Raw genomic sequence first — 20340 nt, 5'->3', positions numbered from 1 at the left:
AGCACTGAGATTTTTCAATGTCCTATATCAATATCATCATGCCACTCTCTGAATTCTATCCCTGTATTCAACACGAGTTAAAGAAATATCAAATTGAAATGGCAATAGAATATTTTGATTCAAATCATAAAATTCAAATGAAAATTGCCACGCCTGATAATTTACAAGAACAACTTAGCCAATATGATCATCCTAATCTTGGCTTCTATTTTCTCGATCAAGCTCAAAACATCAGTAAAGATAAAATCTACAAAGATGAATACTGTATATATGCGATTGCAGGTGAAGGTGGTCGAGAAACAGAGGATACGTTAGAAAAAATAAGTTTAAGAATCATCTCAAAAACACCCGATAAAAATATTAAAAGTTTTTTTAGTGCGATCAAACGTAAGTTAAATAGCGATGAAAATTTTGGCAAAGGTGTACAAGGAGGCTCTCGCTTCCATGATCAACATTTTTACTTAAAGTCATGGGTCGGCCATAAAGTTTTTAAATCCGATCTATACAACGAAAAAGCACCATTAATCATACCCAAATAAAAAACCCCGCCAAAGCGAGGTTATATTTCTTAGAAATCTTAAAGCCAATCAATAAATCGACATGTGATTACGATGAATCATTTCTAAAGAACGTGCTTCACCTAGCACCTGATACACTTTATCCGAAGCCAAACCTTTGACAGTTTCAGCAGAACGCGAACTAAAGTTTACCCGTCCAACCGCGACTCGATGACCATACTGATCAACACATTCCACAACATCACCACGATCAAAATGCCCTTCCACAGCTTTTACCCCTACAGGCAATAAACTACGATGGTTTTCTTTAATGGCTTTGACAGCACCATCATCTAAAACCAAACGCCCTGCAGTTTGAAGGTGTGCAGCCAACCACTGTTGATGTGCTGTAACACGATCATCATCAGTAATGAATAAAGTACCCAATAATTCACCCGCCATTAAACGAGCCAATACATTGTCACTTTCACCACTGGCAATCAACGTTGGACAACCTGACTTGGCAGCCAGACGAGCAGCGCGAACTTTGGTCAACATACCACCACGACCAAACTTACCACCACCACCGGCCATATCAAACAAGGTTTCATCCATTGCACGAACAGTATGGAACAATTTTGCATTTGGATTAGAACGCGGGTCTGAATCAAACATCCCTTGCTGATCAGTCAAAATGATCAGTAAGTCTGCATGAACTTGCCCTGCAACCATTGCTGCAAGCGTATCATTATCACCAAAGCGAATTTCATCAGTAGACACTGTGTCATTTTCATTGATTACAGGAATCACTTTCCAATCAATTAAATTTTGCAGTGCATCACATGAGTTAAGGTAACGACGGCGATCCGCAAGATCATCATGAGTTAACAAGACTTGCGCCGTTTGGATAGAATGCTTTTCCAACACGCTTGACCACGTATGAATTAGCCCCATCTGACCAATGGCAGCACAAGCTTGTAGACTGGGTAAATCGGTGGGTCGATTCTCTAGCTTCATACGAACCATCCCTTCAGCCACAGCACCTGAAGACACAAGAATAATCTCGTGTCCTGCATTGTGTAGATCTGCAATTTGTTTCGCCCAATGCGAAATTGCATCCAAATCTAAACCTTGCCCATTTGCTGTGAGTAAAGATGATCCGATTTTAACAACGATACGTTTTAAAGCCTTGAGCTGACGTTGCCCATCTACCACTTCTATCATCTTGTCCTCGGTCTTTCTTTTCTAAATGGGTATCCTTAGAGACTATAGATACCCTTAGAAATTAGCGTACGTAGTACACTTCCATTTCGCCATCATCCTCGCCATCGTCATCCTCATCATCTTCTTCCTCTGCCAAAATACCAGCAAGACGTTGTTGACGACGCATTTCACGATAAGCTTCTTTTGCAGCAATCGTTTGCTCACGTGTTTCAGCTTCAAGCTGATCACGGAATGCTTTCATTTTCGCTGCATACTCTGGATCTTCGTCTTCCAACTCACGTTGTTGCTCGATTTGATCCATGAGGTAATACACAACAGGTTTGGTACCTTCCTCAAGCAAGCCTGAAGTTTTAAATACAGGACCATCCCATTGTAATTCTTCAAGAATATGATTACACCATTCTTCTTGAGTATCATCAGTTAATTGATCAAGTTTGTTTAAAACAAGAACAATCGGTAATTGAGCCAATGTTGGTGAGAATTTTTTCAATTCTTCCACAATCGCTTTGGCATTGTAGGCAGGATCTGAACCATCAATCGGTTGTACATCGACAATATGCAAAAGAATACGTGTACGTGCCAAATGCTTCAGGAAGCGAATCCCTAAACCTGCACCTTCTGCTGCACCTTCGATCAATCCTGGAATATCCGCCATAACGAATGAACGATGACGATCCGCATCGACCACACCCAAGTTCGGTACCATTGTTGTAAATGGATAATCTGCAACTTTTGGTTTAGCTGCTGATACTGCACGGATAAAGGTAGATTTACCTGCATTCGGCATCCCCAATAAACCTACATCCGCTAGAACTTTTAACTCTAAACGAATTTCACGGTATTCACCTTTGATACCATGTGTACATTTACGCGGAGAACGGTTAGTCGATGATTTAAAATGAGTATTCCCCAAACCACCATCGCCACCATGTGCAACTAAAACCTTTTGGCCATCTTCAACCAAATCACCAATAATATCGCCAGACTCTGTATCTACAATGGTTGTTCCTACTGGAACTTTCAGAATAACTGATTCACCACCACGACCAGCACAGTTTGCGCCAGCACCGTTTTTACCACGTTCAGCGCGAAATTTACGGGTATAACGATAATCTACTAAGGTACTGGTATCGTCGTCAGCTTGAATATATACGCTGCCGCCACGACCACCATCACCACCATCTGGGCCACCAAATGGTACAAATTTTTCACGGCGAAAACTGGCTACGCCATTGCCACCGTCGCCAGCCTCTACGGTAATGACTGCTTCATCAACAAAGCGCATGCTGCCAATCCTCTAAAATCTTTAAAACCCCATATTCTGCCATATTTTCAAAAATTTCTCGAATAGTATTATTCAGCTAAGCATGAATTTTCTTAAACATTTATTGTGAGAGGCTTGATAATGCATATTTTTATTCGATTTCGATTGTTTTTTATTCACATATTTTTCTATAATCAGTTCGCTGAAAATCAATAATTCAAAATTAAATCACGCTTATTTTAATGAATCTCACAATTTCTGTTTATTCGCATGCATTTTTTTGATTTTCGATCGTCCAGATTAATTTTAAGGAACACTCATATTGTCTATTGTCCAACTCAGTGCTGCGCTTGGACCCGCAGAATGTGAACTCGCTGTAAAATATACGCTTGAAGAAATACACAAAGAAGCCAAAACAAAAAAGATCCATCTCCAAACAATTGAAAGCCATACGACTCAATATGGTTATTCCTCGGTACTGCTCAGTGTCGATGAGAATGCTCAAACATGGCTCAATACTTGGCTCGGTACAATTCAATGGACTTTCCAAAGTCCAATTCGCCCACAACATAAACGTAAAAACTGGTTTGTAGGCATTACGCTTTTCGATACACCGTTGCAACTCCCCCCAGATGACACCATCACTTTTCAGGCCTGTCGTGCTTCAGGTGCTGGAGGGCAGCATGTCAATACGACAGACTCTGCTGTCCATGCAACGCATGTTGCATCTGGAATAAGTGTAAAGGTCATGTCTGAACGGAGCCAACATGCCAATAAACGTGTTGCAAAAGAGTTGATTGCACTCAAACTACAACAACAGATGGAGAGCCAGCAAGCCCATCAGAAACACGCTCAACATTTACAACACGCGTTGATAGAACGAGGCAATGCTATACGCAGTTTTAAGAAGTAGAAATATTTTAAAAAGAGAATTACATGAAACAAAAACACTATAATTTAAAAAGTTTAGATAGCGAAATTTTAGATATTACAGCTATTGATGCAGATACATGCAAAATTTATATCCTCACCGAAAAAGGCTATTTATATTGCTACAACTTAACTCAACAGCAATTACAACAGTTATCCATAACGCCCCTTCCGCTTCCAGTTCTAAATAATCGAGAACTCCGTCATTACGGTACCCCTAAATACCAAATTAAATGTAGTGCCAATGGGAAATTTATCGCAGTTTATGTCGATCATGGGCAATTTGGAGTTGTAATAAATACCCAAACACTGGAAACAGTTCTACACATTGATAGTCAAAATTATTATGAAGATACCGTATCTTTCTCATTGGCTTTTGCACAGTTCAATTCACAAGATATTTGTATTTATAGAAGTGACTGGAATCGACTTGAAGCATTTAATTTAACCACAAATCAGCTTTTGACTGAGCGCTATATTGCCGCTTATAAAACTGAACCTCCTAAACACTATTTAGATTACTTTCATGGCACGTTATATATCAGTCCAAACAATGATTATATTTTAGATGATGGTTGGATATGGCATCCTGTAGCTTCTCCCAAAGTTTGGTCACTCAGTCAATGGTTTAAACATAACCCTTTTGAAAGTGAAGATGGCTCAAGTGTCCAAGCATTATGTTATCGGGAAAACTGGAATGCTGTAATGTGCTGGCTTGATGATCAACATGTTGCCATTTGGAATATTGAACTGTGGGATCAAGAAGAGTTTGACCTTAAACCTGAACCTAAAAATCGATCAGGAATACATCTTCTTTCACTCGCAAAAACTATGTGGGGCGATGATTATTCAGCAAACTATTGGGAAATGCCCGAACAAACTCAACAAGTTTTTAATTTATATGCTGATCAAAATTTATTAATAATTGTAGGCGATGAGAATATTACGACTTATGCCATTGCTGATCGAATCTTGTTAAATCAAATCAATAATTCACGTCCACAAAAGCAGCATAAGAGTAGACAAAGCTTACTGTCTTTTGCAAATAAAACCGTTTATGAAACAAGCTATATCTAAATTTTGGCAATAAAAAAGGAAGCCTGAGCTTCCTTGATTTACAACACAATAAAATTAAGACTTTTGCAAATCCAATTGGGGTTGATTTGATTCTTCAAGCATTTTACGATCCACTTCAGCTGGGTTATTTAAAGCATCATTGAGCTTATCAACATCTAGCTTTCCGACCCACTTGGCAACCACAATCGTTGCCAAAGAGTTACCCACCAAGTTAGTCAATGCACGTGCTTCTGACATGAAACGGTCAATACCTAAAATCAAAGCCAAACCAGCGACTGGGATATTGCCTACAGCAGCCAAAGTTGCTGCCATGACAATAAAGCCTGAACCAGTTACACCTGCTGCGCCTTTTGATGAAATCAACAAGACTGCAAGCAAGGTAATTTCATGCCAAATATCCAATTGAGTATTGGTTGCTTGTGCGATAAAGATCGCCGCCATAGTCAAATAAATAGAGGTACCATCAAGGTTAAATGAATAACCTGTTGGAATTACCAAACCAACCACAGACTTTTCACAGCCAGCAATTTCAAGCTTTTTCAGCATACGTGGTAATACAGATTCTGAAGACGATGTACCCAATACAATCAACAACTCTTCACGGATCATACGAATCATTTTTAAAATGCTAAATCCGCAGAAACGACTGATCGAACCTAAAATAATAAAGATAAACAACAAACACGTGATATAGAAACAAAGAATTAACTGTGCAAGTTGCGCTAAGCTACCAATCCCATACTTACCAATGGTAAATGCCATCGCACCAAAAGCACCGATTGGCGCAAGTTTCATGATCATATTCACGATGTTAAAGAACACATGCGAAATTTGATCAATCAATCTTAATACTGGTTTTCCAGCATCGCCAAGTTTATGTAATGCAAAACCAAACAATAAGGCAAATAAAAGAACTTGTAGAATTTCACCTTCTGCAAATGCGCCCACAACCGTATTTGGAATAATATGCAAAAAGAAATCAACAGTAGACTGTGATGCACCTGATTCCACATACTTACTGATACCTGTGGTATCTAAAGTCGCAGGATCAACATTCATACCAACGCCCGGTTTGGCGATATTGATAACAACCAAACCAATAATCAGGGCAATGGTAGACACGACTTCAAAGTATAAAAGTGCAATACCACCGGTCTTACCCACTGATTTCATGCTTTCCATACCCGCAATCCCACTGACCACGGTACAGAAAATCACAGGGGCAATAATCATTTTAATGAGCTTAATAAAAGCATCACCTAAAGGTTTGAGTTGTTCGCCTAAACCAGGAACACTTTTCTCTACACCATTGATCAATTGAGTACCACTTGGAAAGTAGTGCCCTACAATCACACCCAAAATAATGGCAACAATCACTTGAAAATAGAGTGACTTATACAGCGGTTTCTTAGCCATGATAATTACTTCTTTCTATATTTCTGTTTGAAGAAATATCCAATGTTAATGCTACCATTTGCTGACACAGCCCAAAATCCCGATAAAAACTTCTGGGAAGTCGGTTTTTAGCAAATAAAAATCCCTTCAGAAAACGACAGTTTTCCAAAACAATGACAACGACAACGAATGACGATGTTTAAGATTTATTCTCGCTGGCACCTTGGCCAAAAGAATAAATACAGAACAGGAGATAAAAAATAAAACGCTCTTCAAGGCTATTTTAATTAATTTTTGATGATCAATCTCTATGCAAATGTTAATTTCGCCTAACATCTGTGCAATTTATGCTTAGACCTTAGTCTAATATCGTCTATGTCTATACGATTCAGATCCATTTATGGCATAGTGTATTCCACTGTATCCTCTCCCTTGATCCATTTGACATGAATACAAAACGCAATCTTTATAAAGACTTTGAACATCCTTTTGCGCAGTTTGTGCGAATTGTCGGTAAAGGGAAAAATGGTGCACGATCATTAACTTATGATGAAGCTTATCAAGCTTTTTCAATGATTTTGAAAAATGAAGTCTTAGATGTACAACTTGGCGCATTTTTAATGTTGCTTCGAGTCAAAGAAGAGTCTGTAGATGAACTGACAGGCTTTGTCCAAGCGACCAAAGACCAATTGAATTTTCAACCACTTGCTGTGGATTTAGATTGGTCATCTTATGCGGGTAAACGCAAACATTATCCGTGGTTTTTATTGGCAGCATTAACACTTTCAAAGCATGGTTATAAAATCGTGATGCATGGTGCATCAGGCCATACCATGAACCGTGTCTATACTGAACAAGTCCTAGAATACTTGGGCCTTCCAATTTGCCAAAATGAAGCACAAGTCAAACAGCAACTAGACACCCAAAATTTTGCCTATTTGCCTTTAAATGTGATCTCTCCGATCTTGGCAGATTTGATCAATCTTAGAAATGTGATGGGTTTACGCTCCCCGATTCACACACTAGCTCGTTTGATTAATCCATTCAATGCCAAAGCAACCTTACAGGCAATTTTCCACCCTGCTTATCGTAGTTCGCACCAACAAGCTGCCTTTCAATTAGGTTATAAAAATAGTGCTGTGATTAAAGGTGAAGGTGGTGAGTTTGAGCGTAATCCTGATGCCAAAACTCTTATCTGTGGTATTCAAGATGGTGAACTTTATGAACATGAATTGCCTAAATTAACCGATAACCGTAGCCCAACAGAAGAACAGCTTGATCTCGCTGTTTTTAAATCGGTTTGGGAAGGCCAACAAGCACATGAGTATGGAGAAATTGCCATCACTGAAACAATGGGCATTGCTTTATATACCATGGGTATTGTAAATAACTATCCAGAAGCCATGAGTAAAGCAAAGTATCTTTGGAACACGCGTTTCTAATTTCATCTTTAAACACAAGCGTGAACGTTATTGATCACGCTTTTGGATAAAATAAAAATCAGCCCAATAGGGATAACTTTTCCCAGAAGAATGAATATTGATGAGTTGCAACTGATCACCCACTTTGACATCGATATTATTGGGTTGATAAGGACCAGATAAATAAGCATCTTTTTGCTTACCAATCAGACTTAAACAATACAGATGATGGGTTTTTATCTTTTTTGATGCGTCGGCTGTATAAGCATTACGGATCTTTATACCAATTAACAGCATGGGATAACCATCATTTTTAATTGATGTATATTGTGTGACTGGCGTTTGGAAATTTTGACTTGCAGTTACGGTAACATCTAATAAACATTGAATACGTCTTGCATCACTTGTTCGCTCAGCGAATGCACTGGTCGAAATTACAGTGATACAGAATAAACTGAGTCGGGCAAGCTTTATTGTTTTTAGTTGCGTTATTGTTTTGAACAGCTTGAGCATTTTAACCTCTTTATCGTTTTTATCATGCTGAATATCTTTATCACCTTATTACGCACTTCTCGTTTGAACATATTTATCGTTTTAACAGCATCATGATTGAAACAGTTTAAATTTTATTGTTTTTTAAATTGAGTGTTTGAATCACAAAGTGAAACTACTCTGTGATTCAAGGGATCTTTTGCTCAGTTAGATAAAACGAATCGGTTTAAATTCTGGCTCAGGTACATGCGAATCACATTCCTCACCTTCTTCTTTATGCCCTTTATCGATATAACCTGTACGTTCTTTTTCAGGTATATTCTGATGTTCCCAAGCAATCACTGCTTGCATACAGGTTTGACGTTGCTCAGCAGTCAACGCCACACCATTTGGCCATTTACCAATTTCTACCGCAGTTTTTAAACGCTCGACAATGTCAGCATCTAAAATAGAAAGCATCTGTTCAATATTCATGGTCAATCCCGCTGAAAAGAATCAAAATCTTGATTCCAGCCAAGTTTAGTACGACAAGCCATATAGAAGTCATAACCTGGTGGATGTAAAAGTATTAGTTTGAATGGATGTTTACGAATATGCAAACTATCACCAACATTTAATGAAACGCTATGCTGTCCATCGGCACTGACCATCGGCAACACACGGTTTTCACGGATCAATATCTTAATTTCGCTTTGCCCACCCACCACAATCGGTCTTGATGACAACGTATGTGGGTGCATTGGAACCAAAGCAATCGCATCCATACTTGGATGTAAAATTGGTCCACCACCAGATAAGGCATATGCCGTTGAACCTGTCGGAGTCGATACAATTAAACCATCGCTGTGCTGGCGATAAACATATTGCCCATCAATGTTCAGCTCAAAATCAATCATATGTACAGATTTACCAGAATGAAGTACCACATCATTCAAAGCAATTGCATCATAAATTATTTCATTTTTACTGCGAATTTCAATTTCCAATAAAAAGCGACGATCAAGCTGGAACTCACCTTTTAAAACTTGATCTAACTTAAACAGCACTTCAGTGGGTTTAATATCTGTTAAAAACCCTAAACGACCGCGGTTCACCCCAAGTACAGGAATATTGTATTTTACCAAGGCACGTGCAGCATGTAATAAAGAACCATCACCACCCACGACAATAACCAAATCAACCACTTCACCGAGCAGATTCTTACTGACAGTTTGTGTATTGGTATAAGGTACAAGTTGTGCTGTAGCTGTATCAAAAACTGGATGCAGACCCAAACTTAATAAATGATCGTGTATAAGACAAAGCGTATCAACCACAGATGATTTATCTGGTCTTCCAATTAAACCGATATTACGAAAGGTCTTTGGTGAAATTTGCACAGATGCGGTAGCTCCACTGAAATTCTGAGATATAATAGCACTCTCAGTATATGTTTATAAAATCATTCATATACGAAAAATAACGAGAATGTTTAAAAAGCCTTTAAATTTGTGTATTTCACAGATTTATTATTGCAAAATTAAGAAAAGCTTCGCATGATTAGCGAAAATAAATTTGGGTATTATTATCTGTATATGAAGACCGAACGTGGTATAGGCTTAATTGCACTGATTTTTTGTGTATTAATTATTGCAGTATTTCTCGCATTTAGCGTCTACTTAATTCGCCTCGACAATGTTATTCGAGATAAGTTTGAAGGCAATCGTTGGGATATTCCTGCGAAAGTATTCGCTCGCCCATTAGAAATTTATGCAACTGCGCCAATTGCCCAAATAGAGTTTGAACAAGAGCTCAAATTACTCGGTTATAAAAACAGTGATAGCTATACCAAATCGGGAACCTATATTACCCAACCGAATACAATTTACGTGCATACACGTGGCTTTGACTTTGGTGACAGTGTAGATCCAGAACAAGTCCTACAAGTGACCTTTGCTGGCGATACAGTTACAGATGTAAAAGCCACCAAACCAACCAATACAGGAATCGCACGTTTAGAACCGATGTTGATTGGTGGTATCTACCCGCAACACAATGAAGACCGCGTCCTCATTAAATTAAATAAAGTTCCTAAACCTTTGATTGAAGCTTTAATTGCTACAGAGGATAGAAACTTTTATCGTCATCATGGTATTTCATTCCGTGGCACAGCGCGTGCGTTACTCAGTAATGTGACTGGTGGTAAACGTCAAGGTGGTTCAACACTCACTCAACAGTTGGTTAAGAACTTTTTCTTAACCCCTGAAAAGACTTTAAAACGTAAAGTGAATGAAGCCCTGATGTCGCTGTTATTAGAGCTTCATTACAGCAAAGATGAAATTCTAGAAGCCTATTTAAATGAAGTGAATTTAGGTCAAAGTGGTAACTATTCTGTCAATGGTTATGGCTTGGCTTCACAATTCTATTTTGGTTTACCGCTCAGTGAATTAAATATTTCACAACAAGCATTTTTGGTTGGTTTAGTTCAAGGCCCTACCCTATTTAACCCTTGGAAAAATCCTGAAGGCGCAAAAAAACGTCGCGATATTGTGCTGAACAATATGTTGGTGATGGGATACTTAGACCAAGCACAATATGAAAAAGAAATTGCACGTCCACTCAATGTGGTGCGTAAACCAACATTAGGTACAGCAAGCTTCCCAGACTTCTTAGATATTGTACGTCGTCAACTTAAAACCGAATACCAAGAGTCAGATTTAACCAACCAAGGTTTAAGAATTTTTACGACACTTGATCCAATTGCACAAACTAGAGTGCAAAAGAGCTTTAGAGAAACGGTGAGCCGTTTAGCCAATGCGAACCCCGCAAGATTAAAAGACCTGCAAGGTGCTGTTTTAGTTACCCGTCCTGAAAATGGCGAATTGATTGCCGCTGTTGGCTCAACCCAAGACTTTACTGGCTTTAACCGTACTGTAGATGCTAAACGTCAAGTGGGTTCTTTGCTTAAACCTGTGATTTATTTAAGTGCGTTGGAATCAGGTCGTTATAACTGGGCATCACAAATTGAAGATGCACCAATTAGTTTACCTGTCAGTGGTAATCAAACCTGGACACCAAAGAACTATAGTGGAACAGGTCATGGCTATGTTCCGATGTCTCAAGCCTTAGCAAACTCATATAACTTGTCTGCTGTGCGTTTAGGGAACGAATTCGGGATCTCTACATTTAGCAATAACTTGTCTAAATTTGGGGTGACCTCAAAGATTCCAAACTACCCGTCTATTTTCCTTGGTGCGGTTGATATGTCGCCAATGGAAGTGATGAGTATTTATGGTAACTTTGCAACAGGTGGATTTAAATATCCAACCAAAGCCATTCGTACTGTTGTAGATTCTAATGGTCGTTTATTGGAACGTTTTGGTTTAAATGTACAACAGACCATAGACCCTTCTGCTGCTTTCTTATTGAACTTTGGCTTACAACAAGTCATGTCGGCGGGTACAGGTAAAGCAGCTTACAACACATTACCTGCTGATCTCAAACTTGCGGGCAAATCTGGTACAACCAACGATACCCGTGATTCTTGGTTTGCTGGATATTCAGGCAATAATTTAGCAGTGGTGTGGTTAGGCTTAGACAACAATAAAATCACTGGACTTACAGGTTCATCAGGTGCATTACCTGTCTGGATCAATGTCATGAAGCAATTACGCCAAAAACCAGTGAATTTACGTCAAACAGATGATATTTCATGGCAATGGATAGACTCTCGTACTGGGGAGCTTTCAGCACAAGGCTGTGAAGGCGCACTATATATTCCATTATTACGTCACACAGTCCCTAATCGTGCAACAGAGTGCGGCATGCCATATTATCAAGTCGATCCTCAATCCACACCTGATACGCAACAAAACACTTCACAGCCGCATTCAAGTGATAGTATAGAAAACTATATTCGCGAAAGTGAAGACAGTTTAGATCAGGACTCAAGAGGTCATGTGATCTCAAGTGGTAGTTATAACAACTAATCTAAACATGTTGGATATACGGGTAAATTGGCTTTTAAATAGGAATTTGTGATGAAACGAAATGTAAGCACAATCGCTTATATTCTAAGTTTAAGTGGAATATTAACTTTGGCTGGGTGTCAAACAACACCCCAACAAAATTCTAAACCAAGCAAATCTGTTGAAAAGCCAAAATCTGAACAGCCTGACCATCGGGTTGCGACACCAGATGGGGTAAAAATTACCCCTTATGAACGCCCTGAAATTAAACGTGAAAAAGTTCCTGTTGTGATTGCGCCACAATCCAAGCCTCAAACGCAAAAATTTGAGGATGGAGAAAATATCCCAGCCTTTAAACAACTCATCCAACAAACTCAAACTGCGTATCAAAAGGGCCAGTGGGATGAAGCTGAACGTTATGCAATCCATGCACAACGTATTGCACCACAATCGGCACAAGTGTTCTCTTATTTGGCTCAAATTGCCAATCAGAAGAAACAATATGCAAATGCTGAATCTCTAGCGCGACGTGGTTTAAGTTATGCGCAAAGTCCATCCCAAAAGAAAACCTTTTGGAATGTTATCTTGCAGGCTGCTCAACAATTAAAAAATCAACAGACCATCGCAGAAGCGCAAAAACAGTTACAACGTTTATAACTGTTTAAGCCAATATCTCTGCTCGATTAAAAATTTCGAATCCCAGCAATCCCGTATGCATAATGCTGTTGTGCAATCGCTAAATCAGCTTGGCTTAATCCCCCTAATGCAAAGACTGGTAAATCACAGGTCTTTGCATATTCAGCAAATTTTTCCCATCCAAGTGCATTGGCTTCAGGATGGGTCTGGGTTGCAAATACTGGACTTAACATCACAGCATCAAAGCCTAAGCTCTGTGCTCGCTGTAAAGATACCAAATCATGACATGCTGCTATACAACGTAGACCGATTGGTAACTGCCCGATGTGTAAATCCATCAATTGATGCTGTTTATAATGTACAGCAGCTATACTTTTTTGAAGATACTCAGGCAACTGTTGCCATAGCTCTATATTGACGATCAAACGAGATAAGGCATTTGTAGCTAACTGCGAAATTTGTGTTACAGCAACCTGATCTGCAGTCGTTCTAAAATAAAAAAGTTGCGCGTTGTCATCTAGACTTTTTTCTATGCTCAATGCTGAAAGATTGTCGGAGATTTTAATTTGATGCGCCCAGTACAAGCGTTGAATAATCGCTTGATTGGCTTTGGGGAAATTCAGTGCGAAGAGTTGATCACGTCCATACCATGTCCAAGGTTTCTGAATATCATGCAAATATTGTTCAGGAACCGTGGCATGAAAAAGATGGAGAAACACTTCAACATCATCATAAACATGATGGATCACGTCAAAAGCATGCCATTGCTGGATGCCAATTCCCACTTCCTCAAAGATCTCTCGACGGCATGCTTCAACAGGCGTTTCCCCTGCTTCAATTTTGCCGCCAGGAAATTCATATTTATTGCCCTGATGCTGATCTGCATTGCGCCAACCGACCAACACTTTCCCACGATAAAGTAATAAAGCGATAGCCACATGAATACTGGGTTTAGACATAAAAATCGACACCTGAATTTTTAATGAATTGTAAGCAATTATAGAAATTTTATAAATGATAAAAATTATCGTTGACAGACCTATTCGATAATGATTATCATTTAAATCACTTAGACAGCACCCCACACGGAGTAACAATAATGAACGCACCTTTTAGCCTATTCACACGTAACACTGAAGCTCACCAATCCCTTCCGATGTTACATTCAAATAACTTATTTGCATTAGGGCGCGAAATTCGCATCATGCATGCTGGAGAAGAATATCGCTTACGTTTAACACGTAACAATCGTCTAATTTTGACCAAATAACTATAAAAACATTAAGTTAAAACAAAAAACGTGGGAACAAGCAGTATGAATCAGCGCATACTGCTTTTTAATTTTGTCAGCTGATTTTTAATGCTTGTCTGTTGATTTTTATGCAACAACCTATCTCTATAAATCGATCCAATGAAATGCTAAACACTCAATAAAAATAACCGATTCAATCGTACAGCTTTAACGTAAATAAACACAAACGCTCAAACCGCCATATTCGGAAGCAGCAAACTGAATCTGTCCATGATGCAGATCGATCACCTTTTTACAAATTGATAAACCTAAGCCTGAACCTTGTGTTTTGGTCCCCAACGCTCGGTAAAAACGTTCACCTAAACGATCTAAGATATCTTGAGGAATACCCTCACCATCATTTTGAATTTCAAAGCTATTGCTATTGTTTAAAGGTCCAATCTGAATATAAATATTGCCCTGTACTGGCGTATAACGAATCGCATTATCGACAAGATTGCGAATACAAATAAACAGTAATTCTTCATTTACATAGACCTGAACATCTTCGCTTTGAATATGAATCTGAACCTGCTTTTCATCTATAAATGGATCTAAGCTACTTAACACATGCTGAGTCATTTGCTCTAGACTTATCCAAGTCTTCGGTAATTCACTGGCATCCGCTGGATCTAATCGTGCTAAAAGCAAAAGATTTTCAAGAACCAGCGTTCCTCGATTCACATCATTTTGAATACTATTGAGTTGCTGATAAATCTCAGGAACCTCTGCATATTTGCGTTGTAATAACTGCAAACGCATTTGTATCGCAGAAAGCGGCGAGCGCAATTCATGTGATGCATCTGCGGTAAAGCGTTGTTCAGCAATTAAAGCTTGATCCAGTCGAGCAAGCATTTGATTGAGCTGATTGACCATTGGCTCAAGTTCTTTAAATGCAGGCTGCTGCTGAATTAAGCTGAGATCATTGGCATTTTTCTCTGCAATTTCTGTCGAAAGCAGTTGAATAGATTTAAATTGTTTTTTTACTGAGAAATGTAAAATCAGCCATTGCAACAACCAGAGACTTAATAAAACCAATAAATAGCTGATAAAACTTTGCAATAAGTCTTTAAAACGGACACTTAAGGGCTGTATAACATAGACGCTTAACTGGGAATCCTGATCAATCGCTCGGTAGCTACGTAACAACTTATTTTCTGCCCAAATAAATGCATATCCATTGTCTTCACTCTTCGCCAGAAGATTGTCATGCCCCTGTTGTAAATCAAATTCAGGGGATTGAGTCAACATCACCTCACCATTCATCAATCGGTACTGAATATCAAATTCATCACTTAACTCATCCAATTGAAAACCAGACGTCGCACTTAAATCTGAAATCAGAAGCATATCTGCAACTTCATCCATGATTTCATCTTGTACCTTCATGTTGTGATAAATCGAAAGACTGACCAGAAGTATCAGCGCAAAAATACCTGCCACAATTGAACTGAGCATGGAGGTCTTAATCAGCTTGGTTTGTAGTGATACTGCTTGGGTCATATTCATCCTATTGAAATCATTCAAAGTGCTCGGTGAAATAATCAATCTTGCTCTTTATTCATACGATAGCCCAAGCCACGGATTGTTTTAATCAAATGCCCACCGATCTTCTTACGCAATTGATAGATATAAACTTCAATCGCATTACTTTCAATTTCATCCCCCCAAGCATAAAGAGATTCTTCCAATTGCTCACGTGTCACAATATGTTCAGGCTTTTGCATCAATTTATATAAAATTTGAAATTCTTTTGCAGTGAGATGAACAACTTGCTGGTCTTGAAATACCGTTTTCGCTTGAGTATCTAACACTAAATTTTCATATTTTATTTCATGTAAATTTGTGACTTGGGTTTGTCTGAGTTGTGCCCGTACTCGGGCAGATAATTCTTCTAAACTAAAAGGCTTTACCAAATAATCATTTGCACCGAGATCCAAACCTTGCACACGATCTTGAATGCTGTCTCTCGCCGTAAGAAAAATCACAGGAATTTCTGGAAATTGACGTTTTAACAGTTTAAGAATTTCATCGCCAGTGGCTTTGGGCAAACCACGATCTAGCAAGATGCAATCATATTGATGCTGTTCTATGGCTAAAATTGCATGATCACCACGTTCGACCCAATCTATATTGTAGCCATCCATTTCCAACCAAGATTTAATACTTTCAGCTTGTGAACTATCATCTTCAGCGAGCAAAATTCGCATAGACCATCTCTCTTTTAGGCAGATAAAGCCTTGATCAAAATAAAATCTGCAGTTTGTTGCTGTTCATACTTGTTGAACATAGGTAAAGACCACATGCATACACATGTAGTCTTAGAGAATATAACGAGAATCTGCGGTGATTTGTTTTAATGGATAAAATAATTAAAAATTCACGGCATCCACATCAATTTCTACACGTTTTGTCGGTTTATAATCGATATCGACCTCACCAAACAATGTCACTGTAGCATTTGCCGCGATCGGTTTACCTTGCCATAATTCATCATCAATATCGACAGTAATGCTACCTGTGCTATCACGGAATTGATATTTTTCATCACCGATTGCTTTAACCACATTGCCACGAAGCTGTACTTTGGTATCATCTTTCAACGTTAACGCTTGTTTTACTGTGGTTAAACTTGGTGTAAGTGCTGATTGATTTATCGCTGTGTTTGCAGTAGCAAAACTTGTTAAACCAATCAAACTTGTGGTTAAAATTGTTTTCGCAATGACGTTCATTGTTGTGTCCTCATATCGGTTCATTGTTTCGATAGAAGCATTAAAACAAACCAACATGAGGTGAATCTTAGGATTTCTTCATTTGCTCTTTTAAGTCAAAATTAATTTAAAGGCACAACTCTAAGGACTTCTTCCAGCGTAGTTACGCCTTCCAATACTTTCCGTGCACCAGCAATTCTTAATGGTTCAATACCCTCTTTTTTTGCCTGCATTTTTAAATCATCTAAAGTCACGCCCGCACTAATTCTCTGCTTTGCTTCAAGGCTAATCGGCATAAACTCGTAGATCCCAACACGACCTTTATAACCTGTTTGACGGCATTCCTCACATCCAACTGCTTTATATACAAAACTAGGCATTTTGGTCTGATAGCCAAATGTCAAATGCTTCCACTCTTGTTCATTGATAAAGGTTTCTTGCTTACAATGTGGACAAAGCTTACGCACTAAACGCTGAGCCAATACGCCCAAAATCGTTGCAGCGGTTAAAAAAGGTTGCACGCCTAAATCATGCAAACGTGTCAAACTTGATGGTGCATCATTGGTATGCAAGGTTGAAAGTACTAAATGACCTGTTAATGCTGCCTGAATCGCCATGTTGGCAGTATCTTGGTCACGAATTTCCCCAACCATAATAATATCTGGATCTTGACGCATCAACGCACGGATACCATCAGCAAAACCGAGCTCAATCCCTTGATTGACCTGCATCTGGTTAAAACTTGGCTCCAACATCTCAATCGGATCTTCAATGGTACAGACGTTCACTTGTTCGGTTGCCAATTGTTTTAACGAAGAATAAAGCGTGGTGGTTTTACCTGAACCAGTGGGACCAGTCACCAAAATAATGCCATGACTATGTTGAGTTAAAGCATGCCACTGCGCCAATAAATGTTCATCAAAACCCAATTGTTGAAAACTTCGTACCAAAACTTCTGGGTCGAAAATACGCATCACTAACTTTTCACCAAAAGCAGTCGGCAATGTTGAAAGACGTAGCTCGGTTTCTTGCCCTTTCGGTGTCCGTGTTTTTAAACGCCCATCCTGCGGTTTACGTTTTTCTGCAACATTCATACGACCTAAAATTTTAATCCGTGAAATAACTGCGGTTAAGGTATTGGCTGGCATATTATAAATCGTATGCAGTACTCCATCGATACGAAAACGAATTTTGCCTTTTTCCTTACGCGGTTCTAAGTGAATATCACTTGCGCCTTGCTCAAAAGCAAACTGTAAAACCCAATCGACCAATTTCACAATATGCTGATCATTGGCATCTGGATTCTGGGTATCACCCAATTGTAAAAGTGCTTCTACACCCTTATTTTCTTTATCATAGGCACTGGATTTTTGCGAATTGCTGACCGCTTTACTGACTTGATAATACTCAGTTAAATAACGTTGTAATAACTCAGGATTTAACACCACTTTTTCAATTTTTTTGGGGCTTAAACTACGTTCTAAATTATGTACCCAATCCGTCATAAAAGGCTGTGCTGTACCAATCAGAATTTTATCGGCACTGACCTCAACTGCTAAAATTTTATTTCTTATTGCAAACTCTTGCGACATGACATTGGTCAGTGAAGTCACATCGGCCTTTAACGGATCAATTGTAAATGAATTGAGTTCGGCTTTTTCAGCTAACCATTCTGTCAGTGTGGTCAATGTCAGTCTTTTCACTGGATTTTTAGCATCGACGAGCTTAAAGCTGGCTATCCATTGTAAAGGATGCCACTTCAACTGATCGCGTTGTCGATGCGTGGTTTGTACCAATAGTTTTTCCCGTTCTGTAATACGACCATCTTTTAATAATTGTTCTAAACACCAAGCTGTATCGATTTCAAAATTAAATTGCATTGTTATATCCCCGAAACTCAATCTACTATAACAAAATTAATTGTTGTATTTCTTGGATTTTCTAAATTCAATAATGTATTTAGCTTAAGGCTAAAAAATAAACTTTTGTTTTTCTAAAACTTTGCGATACATTGAAATCATTCTATTAATTCATGGTCTTATTTGGAGAGCACTATGAATTTTATATCGCTATATCCATTTCCATTTGGCTCTTATAACGATTTCCTCACCATCATTGCGGCTGCATTGGGTTGTGGTCTACTTATCGGTCTTGAACGTGAACGAAGTCAGCAACGTGAAAATCAAAATAGTTTTGCAGGTTTAAGATCATTTGCCATTTGCGCTTTACTAGGTGCTGTTTGTTTTTTGTTTGGTCCCTATTTTGGCATTGCGGGTGCATTCATTACAGGTGGTATCGTCATTTATTCTTTAAAGAATCAAACTGATGATCCCGGTGTAACCACTGAAATTGCATTTATCCTCACTTATTTTATCGGTGGAATGTGCGTTTGGAATATTTCTTTTGCCGCAGGTTTATCAGTCATCCTCACCATCTTGTTGATGACTAAACATTCTATGCATGGCATTGCCGGGAAATGGATTACAGAATCTGAATTTAAAGATGGAATTTTCTTACTGGCATTGTTATTAATTGCATTGCCACTGACACCAAACAAAGCTTTATGGGGTGCTGTGCTTAACCCCTATGTTATTTTAAAATTACTCACCTTAATCTTGGCGGTGCAAGCACTTGCACATATTGCCAAACGATTATTGTCATCAAAAAATGCCATGCTGTTGTCTTCGCTTGCTTCAGGTTTTGTTTCCAGTACCGCTACCATTGCCAGCTTAGGATTAGAAGTCAGAAATGGACGTGCAGATGCTAAAGCCAATGCAGGAGCAGCATTAATGTCTTGCGTGGCAACCCTACTACAACTCATGATTATTGTAATTGGTGTCAGTATTACATGGTTCAAGCTCATTGTACTGCCCAGTCTAATCGCTATCACGATCCTCACCATTTTTGCCTTATGGTTTATGCGTCATACACAACCGATTGAAAATAATCAGCTTACAGATAGTCGTATGTTTAGTCTAAAAGAAGCAGCCATTATTGCAGCGTCGTTAACCTTGATTCAGGCGGGTGTATATGGGCTAAATCTTTTATTGGGTGATGCGGGTTTAATTGCAGGTACGCTTTTGGCCTCATTATTTGAAATTCATGGCGCTTTGGCCACGATTGTCATTCAGGGAGAACCGAGTAATCATATCTTATCTCTCGCCTTTGTTTTAGGTTTAGCAGCACATGCCATTGCGAAATCGATCAATGCATTTTTAAGTGGTGGCAGTCGCTATGCCTTGATCTTTGCTCCAATTCAAATTTTGCATATGACGATGTTTATCATCGTTTTTGTTTGGGTTCTTCAATATTAAAAGCACTTTTTTTTGCAAGGATGAAATTGAAAAGCAGCAAAATCATTTTAAGTTTTCGATCAATATATAATTATAAAAATTAACAGAATTTTAAAATTTCATCAAAAAAACATTGAAAAAATAAAATGTTTAAATATGATG

General features: G+C 38.6%; 19 protein-coding genes. 8 read left to right on the top strand and 11 right to left on the bottom strand.

Annotation, left to right across the window (positions count from 1 at the left end; all coding sequences use genetic code 11):
• The first annotated feature begins 17 nt into the window (after positions 1–17).
• Positions 18–539 carry a hypothetical protein gene (locus ACZ5QH_RS07320; protein ID WP_303576479.1) on the top strand — a complete coding sequence of 174 codons (522 nt, stop codon included), beginning with the start codon at positions 18–20 and terminating at the stop codon, positions 537–539.
• 48 nt (positions 540–587) lie between these two features.
• Here the strand turns inward: ACZ5QH_RS07320 and proB are convergent, their stop codons facing one another.
• Both proB and cgtA read right to left on the bottom strand, forming a co-directional pair.
• The gene (gene proB / locus ACZ5QH_RS07315) at positions 588–1721 is read right to left on the bottom strand and encodes a glutamate 5-kinase (RefSeq protein WP_004721861.1); all 1134 of its coding nucleotides are present in this window, start codon (positions 1719–1721) and stop codon (positions 588–590) included.
• Between the two features lie 61 nt (positions 1722–1782).
• Positions 1783–3006: an Obg family GTPase CgtA gene (cgtA, locus tag ACZ5QH_RS07310; RefSeq protein ID WP_004820174.1), complete on the bottom strand. Its 1224-nt coding sequence runs from the start codon at positions 3004–3006 to the stop codon at positions 1783–1785.
• Positions 3007–3307: 301 nt separating this feature from the next.
• On the opposite strand from cgtA, the gene prfH reads away from it, so the two are divergent.
• Both prfH and ACZ5QH_RS07300 read left to right on the top strand, forming a co-directional pair.
• Positions 3308–3898, top strand: coding sequence for a peptide chain release factor H (prfH, locus tag ACZ5QH_RS07305; protein ID WP_303576478.1), 591 nt, complete (start codon positions 3308–3310; stop codon positions 3896–3898).
• 23 nt (positions 3899–3921) lie between these two features.
• On the top strand, positions 3922–4992 hold the full coding sequence (locus ACZ5QH_RS07300; RefSeq protein ID WP_303576477.1) for a hypothetical protein: 1071 nt from the start codon (positions 3922–3924) through the stop codon (positions 4990–4992).
• A gap of 54 nt (positions 4993–5046) precedes the next feature.
• On the opposite strand, the gene ACZ5QH_RS07295 is transcribed toward ACZ5QH_RS07300, so the two are convergent.
• Positions 5047–6408, bottom strand: coding sequence for a dicarboxylate/amino acid:cation symporter (locus ACZ5QH_RS07295; RefSeq protein WP_096733633.1), 1362 nt, complete (start codon positions 6406–6408; stop codon positions 5047–5049).
• Positions 6409–6833: 425 nt separating this feature from the next.
• Between ACZ5QH_RS07295 and ACZ5QH_RS07290 the strand changes: the two genes are divergently transcribed.
• On the top strand, positions 6834–7829 hold the full coding sequence (locus tag ACZ5QH_RS07290) for a glycosyl transferase family protein (protein WP_270385403.1): 996 nt from the start codon (positions 6834–6836) through the stop codon (positions 7827–7829).
• Positions 7830–7856: 27 nt separating this feature from the next.
• Here ACZ5QH_RS07290 and ACZ5QH_RS07285 read toward each other — a convergent pair whose 3' ends face one another.
• The 3 genes from ACZ5QH_RS07285 to ACZ5QH_RS07275 form a co-directional block, all read right to left on the bottom strand.
• A complete protein-coding gene (locus ACZ5QH_RS07285; RefSeq protein ID WP_303576476.1) occupies positions 7857–8321 on the bottom strand; it encodes a hypothetical protein in 465 nt (154 codons plus the stop codon).
• Positions 8322–8507: 186 nt separating this feature from the next.
• Positions 8508–8774 (bottom strand): YeaC family protein, encoded by a 267-nt coding sequence (locus tag ACZ5QH_RS07280; RefSeq protein WP_004721875.1) that lies wholly within the window; start codon positions 8772–8774, stop codon positions 8508–8510.
• A 2-nt stretch (positions 8775–8776) separates the two neighbouring features.
• A complete protein-coding gene (locus ACZ5QH_RS07275) occupies positions 8777–9679 on the bottom strand; it encodes an NAD(+) kinase (protein ID WP_004721877.1) in 903 nt (300 codons plus the stop codon).
• A 195-nt stretch (positions 9680–9874) separates the two neighbouring features.
• Between ACZ5QH_RS07275 and mrcB the strand changes: the two genes are divergently transcribed.
• Together mrcB and ACZ5QH_RS07265 are read left to right on the top strand one after the other, a co-directional pair.
• Positions 9875–12268, top strand: coding sequence for a penicillin-binding protein 1B (mrcB, locus tag ACZ5QH_RS07270; RefSeq protein WP_035371136.1), 2394 nt, complete (start codon positions 9875–9877; stop codon positions 12266–12268).
• 51 nt (positions 12269–12319) lie between these two features.
• Positions 12320–12904, top strand: coding sequence for a tetratricopeptide repeat protein (locus ACZ5QH_RS07265; RefSeq protein ID WP_004820161.1), 585 nt, complete (start codon positions 12320–12322; stop codon positions 12902–12904).
• Positions 12905–12930: 26 nt separating this feature from the next.
• On the opposite strand, the gene ACZ5QH_RS07260 is transcribed toward ACZ5QH_RS07265, so the two are convergent.
• Positions 12931–13842 (bottom strand): NUDIX domain-containing protein, encoded by a 912-nt coding sequence (locus tag ACZ5QH_RS07260; RefSeq protein ID WP_303576475.1) that lies wholly within the window; start codon positions 13840–13842, stop codon positions 12931–12933.
• Between the two features lie 140 nt (positions 13843–13982).
• On the opposite strand from ACZ5QH_RS07260, the gene hemP reads away from it, so the two are divergent.
• Entirely contained in the window at positions 13983–14153 is a 171-nt protein-coding gene (gene hemP / locus ACZ5QH_RS07255; protein WP_004721884.1) for a hemin uptake protein HemP, read from the top strand.
• 189 nt (positions 14154–14342) lie between these two features.
• Here the strand turns inward: hemP and ACZ5QH_RS07250 are convergent, their stop codons facing one another.
• The 4 genes from ACZ5QH_RS07250 to tfpB form a co-directional block, all read right to left on the bottom strand.
• Complete coding sequence (locus ACZ5QH_RS07250; RefSeq protein ID WP_303576474.1) at positions 14343–15677, bottom strand: sensor histidine kinase; 1335 nt, start codon at positions 15675–15677, stop codon at positions 14343–14345.
• A gap of 41 nt (positions 15678–15718) precedes the next feature.
• A complete protein-coding gene (locus ACZ5QH_RS07245; protein WP_004721888.1) occupies positions 15719–16384 on the bottom strand; it encodes a response regulator transcription factor in 666 nt (221 codons plus the stop codon).
• Between the two features lie 162 nt (positions 16385–16546).
• A complete protein-coding gene (locus tag ACZ5QH_RS07240) occupies positions 16547–16906 on the bottom strand; it encodes a NirD/YgiW/YdeI family stress tolerance protein (protein ID WP_004820153.1) in 360 nt (119 codons plus the stop codon).
• A gap of 101 nt (positions 16907–17007) precedes the next feature.
• Positions 17008–18765 (bottom strand): type IV pilus assembly ATPase TfpB, encoded by a 1758-nt coding sequence (gene tfpB, locus ACZ5QH_RS07235; RefSeq protein WP_004820151.1) that lies wholly within the window; start codon positions 18763–18765, stop codon positions 17008–17010.
• Positions 18766–18939: 174 nt separating this feature from the next.
• Here tfpB and ACZ5QH_RS07230 point away from each other — a divergent pair, with 174 nt between their 5' ends.
• Positions 18940–20199, top strand: coding sequence for an MgtC/SapB family protein (locus tag ACZ5QH_RS07230; protein ID WP_303576473.1), 1260 nt, complete (start codon positions 18940–18942; stop codon positions 20197–20199).
• Positions 20200–20340: the final 141 nt, after the last annotated feature.

The sequence above is a fragment of the Acinetobacter sp. Ac8 genome (assembly GCF_055392545.1).
This window is presented reverse-complemented; position numbering and strand designations above follow the sequence as displayed.

Bases quoted from the DNA above. Each gene is read 5' to 3' on its own strand.
- ACZ5QH_RS07320 (WP_303576479.1), top strand. From the start codon at position 18: ATGTCCTATATCAATATCATCATGCCACTCTCTGAATTCTATCCCTGT.
- proB (WP_004721861.1), bottom strand. From the start codon at position 1,721: ATGATAGAAGTGGTAGATGGGCAACGTCAGCTCAAGGCTTTAAAACGT.
- cgtA (WP_004820174.1), bottom strand. From the start codon at position 3,006: ATGCGCTTTGTTGATGAAGCAGTCATTACCGTAGAGGCTGGCGACGGT.
- ACZ5QH_RS07300 (WP_303576477.1), top strand. From the start codon at position 3,922: ATGAAACAAAAACACTATAATTTAAAAAGTTTAGATAGCGAAATTTTA.
- ACZ5QH_RS07295 (WP_096733633.1), bottom strand. From the start codon at position 6,408: ATGGCTAAGAAACCGCTGTATAAGTCACTCTATTTTCAAGTGATTGTT.
- ACZ5QH_RS07290 (WP_270385403.1), top strand. From the start codon at position 6,834: ATGAATACAAAACGCAATCTTTATAAAGACTTTGAACATCCTTTTGCG.
- ACZ5QH_RS07285 (WP_303576476.1), bottom strand. From the start codon at position 8,321: ATGCTCAAGCTGTTCAAAACAATAACGCAACTAAAAACAATAAAGCTT.
- ACZ5QH_RS07280 (WP_004721875.1), bottom strand. From the start codon at position 8,774: ATGAATATTGAACAGATGCTTTCTATTTTAGATGCTGACATTGTCGAG.
- mrcB (WP_035371136.1), top strand. From the start codon at position 9,875: ATGAAGACCGAACGTGGTATAGGCTTAATTGCACTGATTTTTTGTGTA.
- ACZ5QH_RS07265 (WP_004820161.1), top strand. From the start codon at position 12,320: ATGAAACGAAATGTAAGCACAATCGCTTATATTCTAAGTTTAAGTGGA.
- ACZ5QH_RS07260 (WP_303576475.1), bottom strand. From the start codon at position 13,842: ATGTCTAAACCCAGTATTCATGTGGCTATCGCTTTATTACTTTATCGT.
- hemP (WP_004721884.1), top strand. From the start codon at position 13,983: ATGAACGCACCTTTTAGCCTATTCACACGTAACACTGAAGCTCACCAA.
- ACZ5QH_RS07250 (WP_303576474.1), bottom strand. From the start codon at position 15,677: ATGACCCAAGCAGTATCACTACAAACCAAGCTGATTAAGACCTCCATG.
- ACZ5QH_RS07245 (WP_004721888.1), bottom strand. From the start codon at position 16,384: ATGCGAATTTTGCTCGCTGAAGATGATAGTTCACAAGCTGAAAGTATT.
- ACZ5QH_RS07240 (WP_004820153.1), bottom strand. From the start codon at position 16,906: ATGAACGTCATTGCGAAAACAATTTTAACCACAAGTTTGATTGGTTTA.
- tfpB (WP_004820151.1), bottom strand. From the start codon at position 18,765: ATGCAATTTAATTTTGAAATCGATACAGCTTGGTGTTTAGAACAATTA.
- ACZ5QH_RS07230 (WP_303576473.1), top strand. From the start codon at position 18,940: ATGAATTTTATATCGCTATATCCATTTCCATTTGGCTCTTATAACGAT.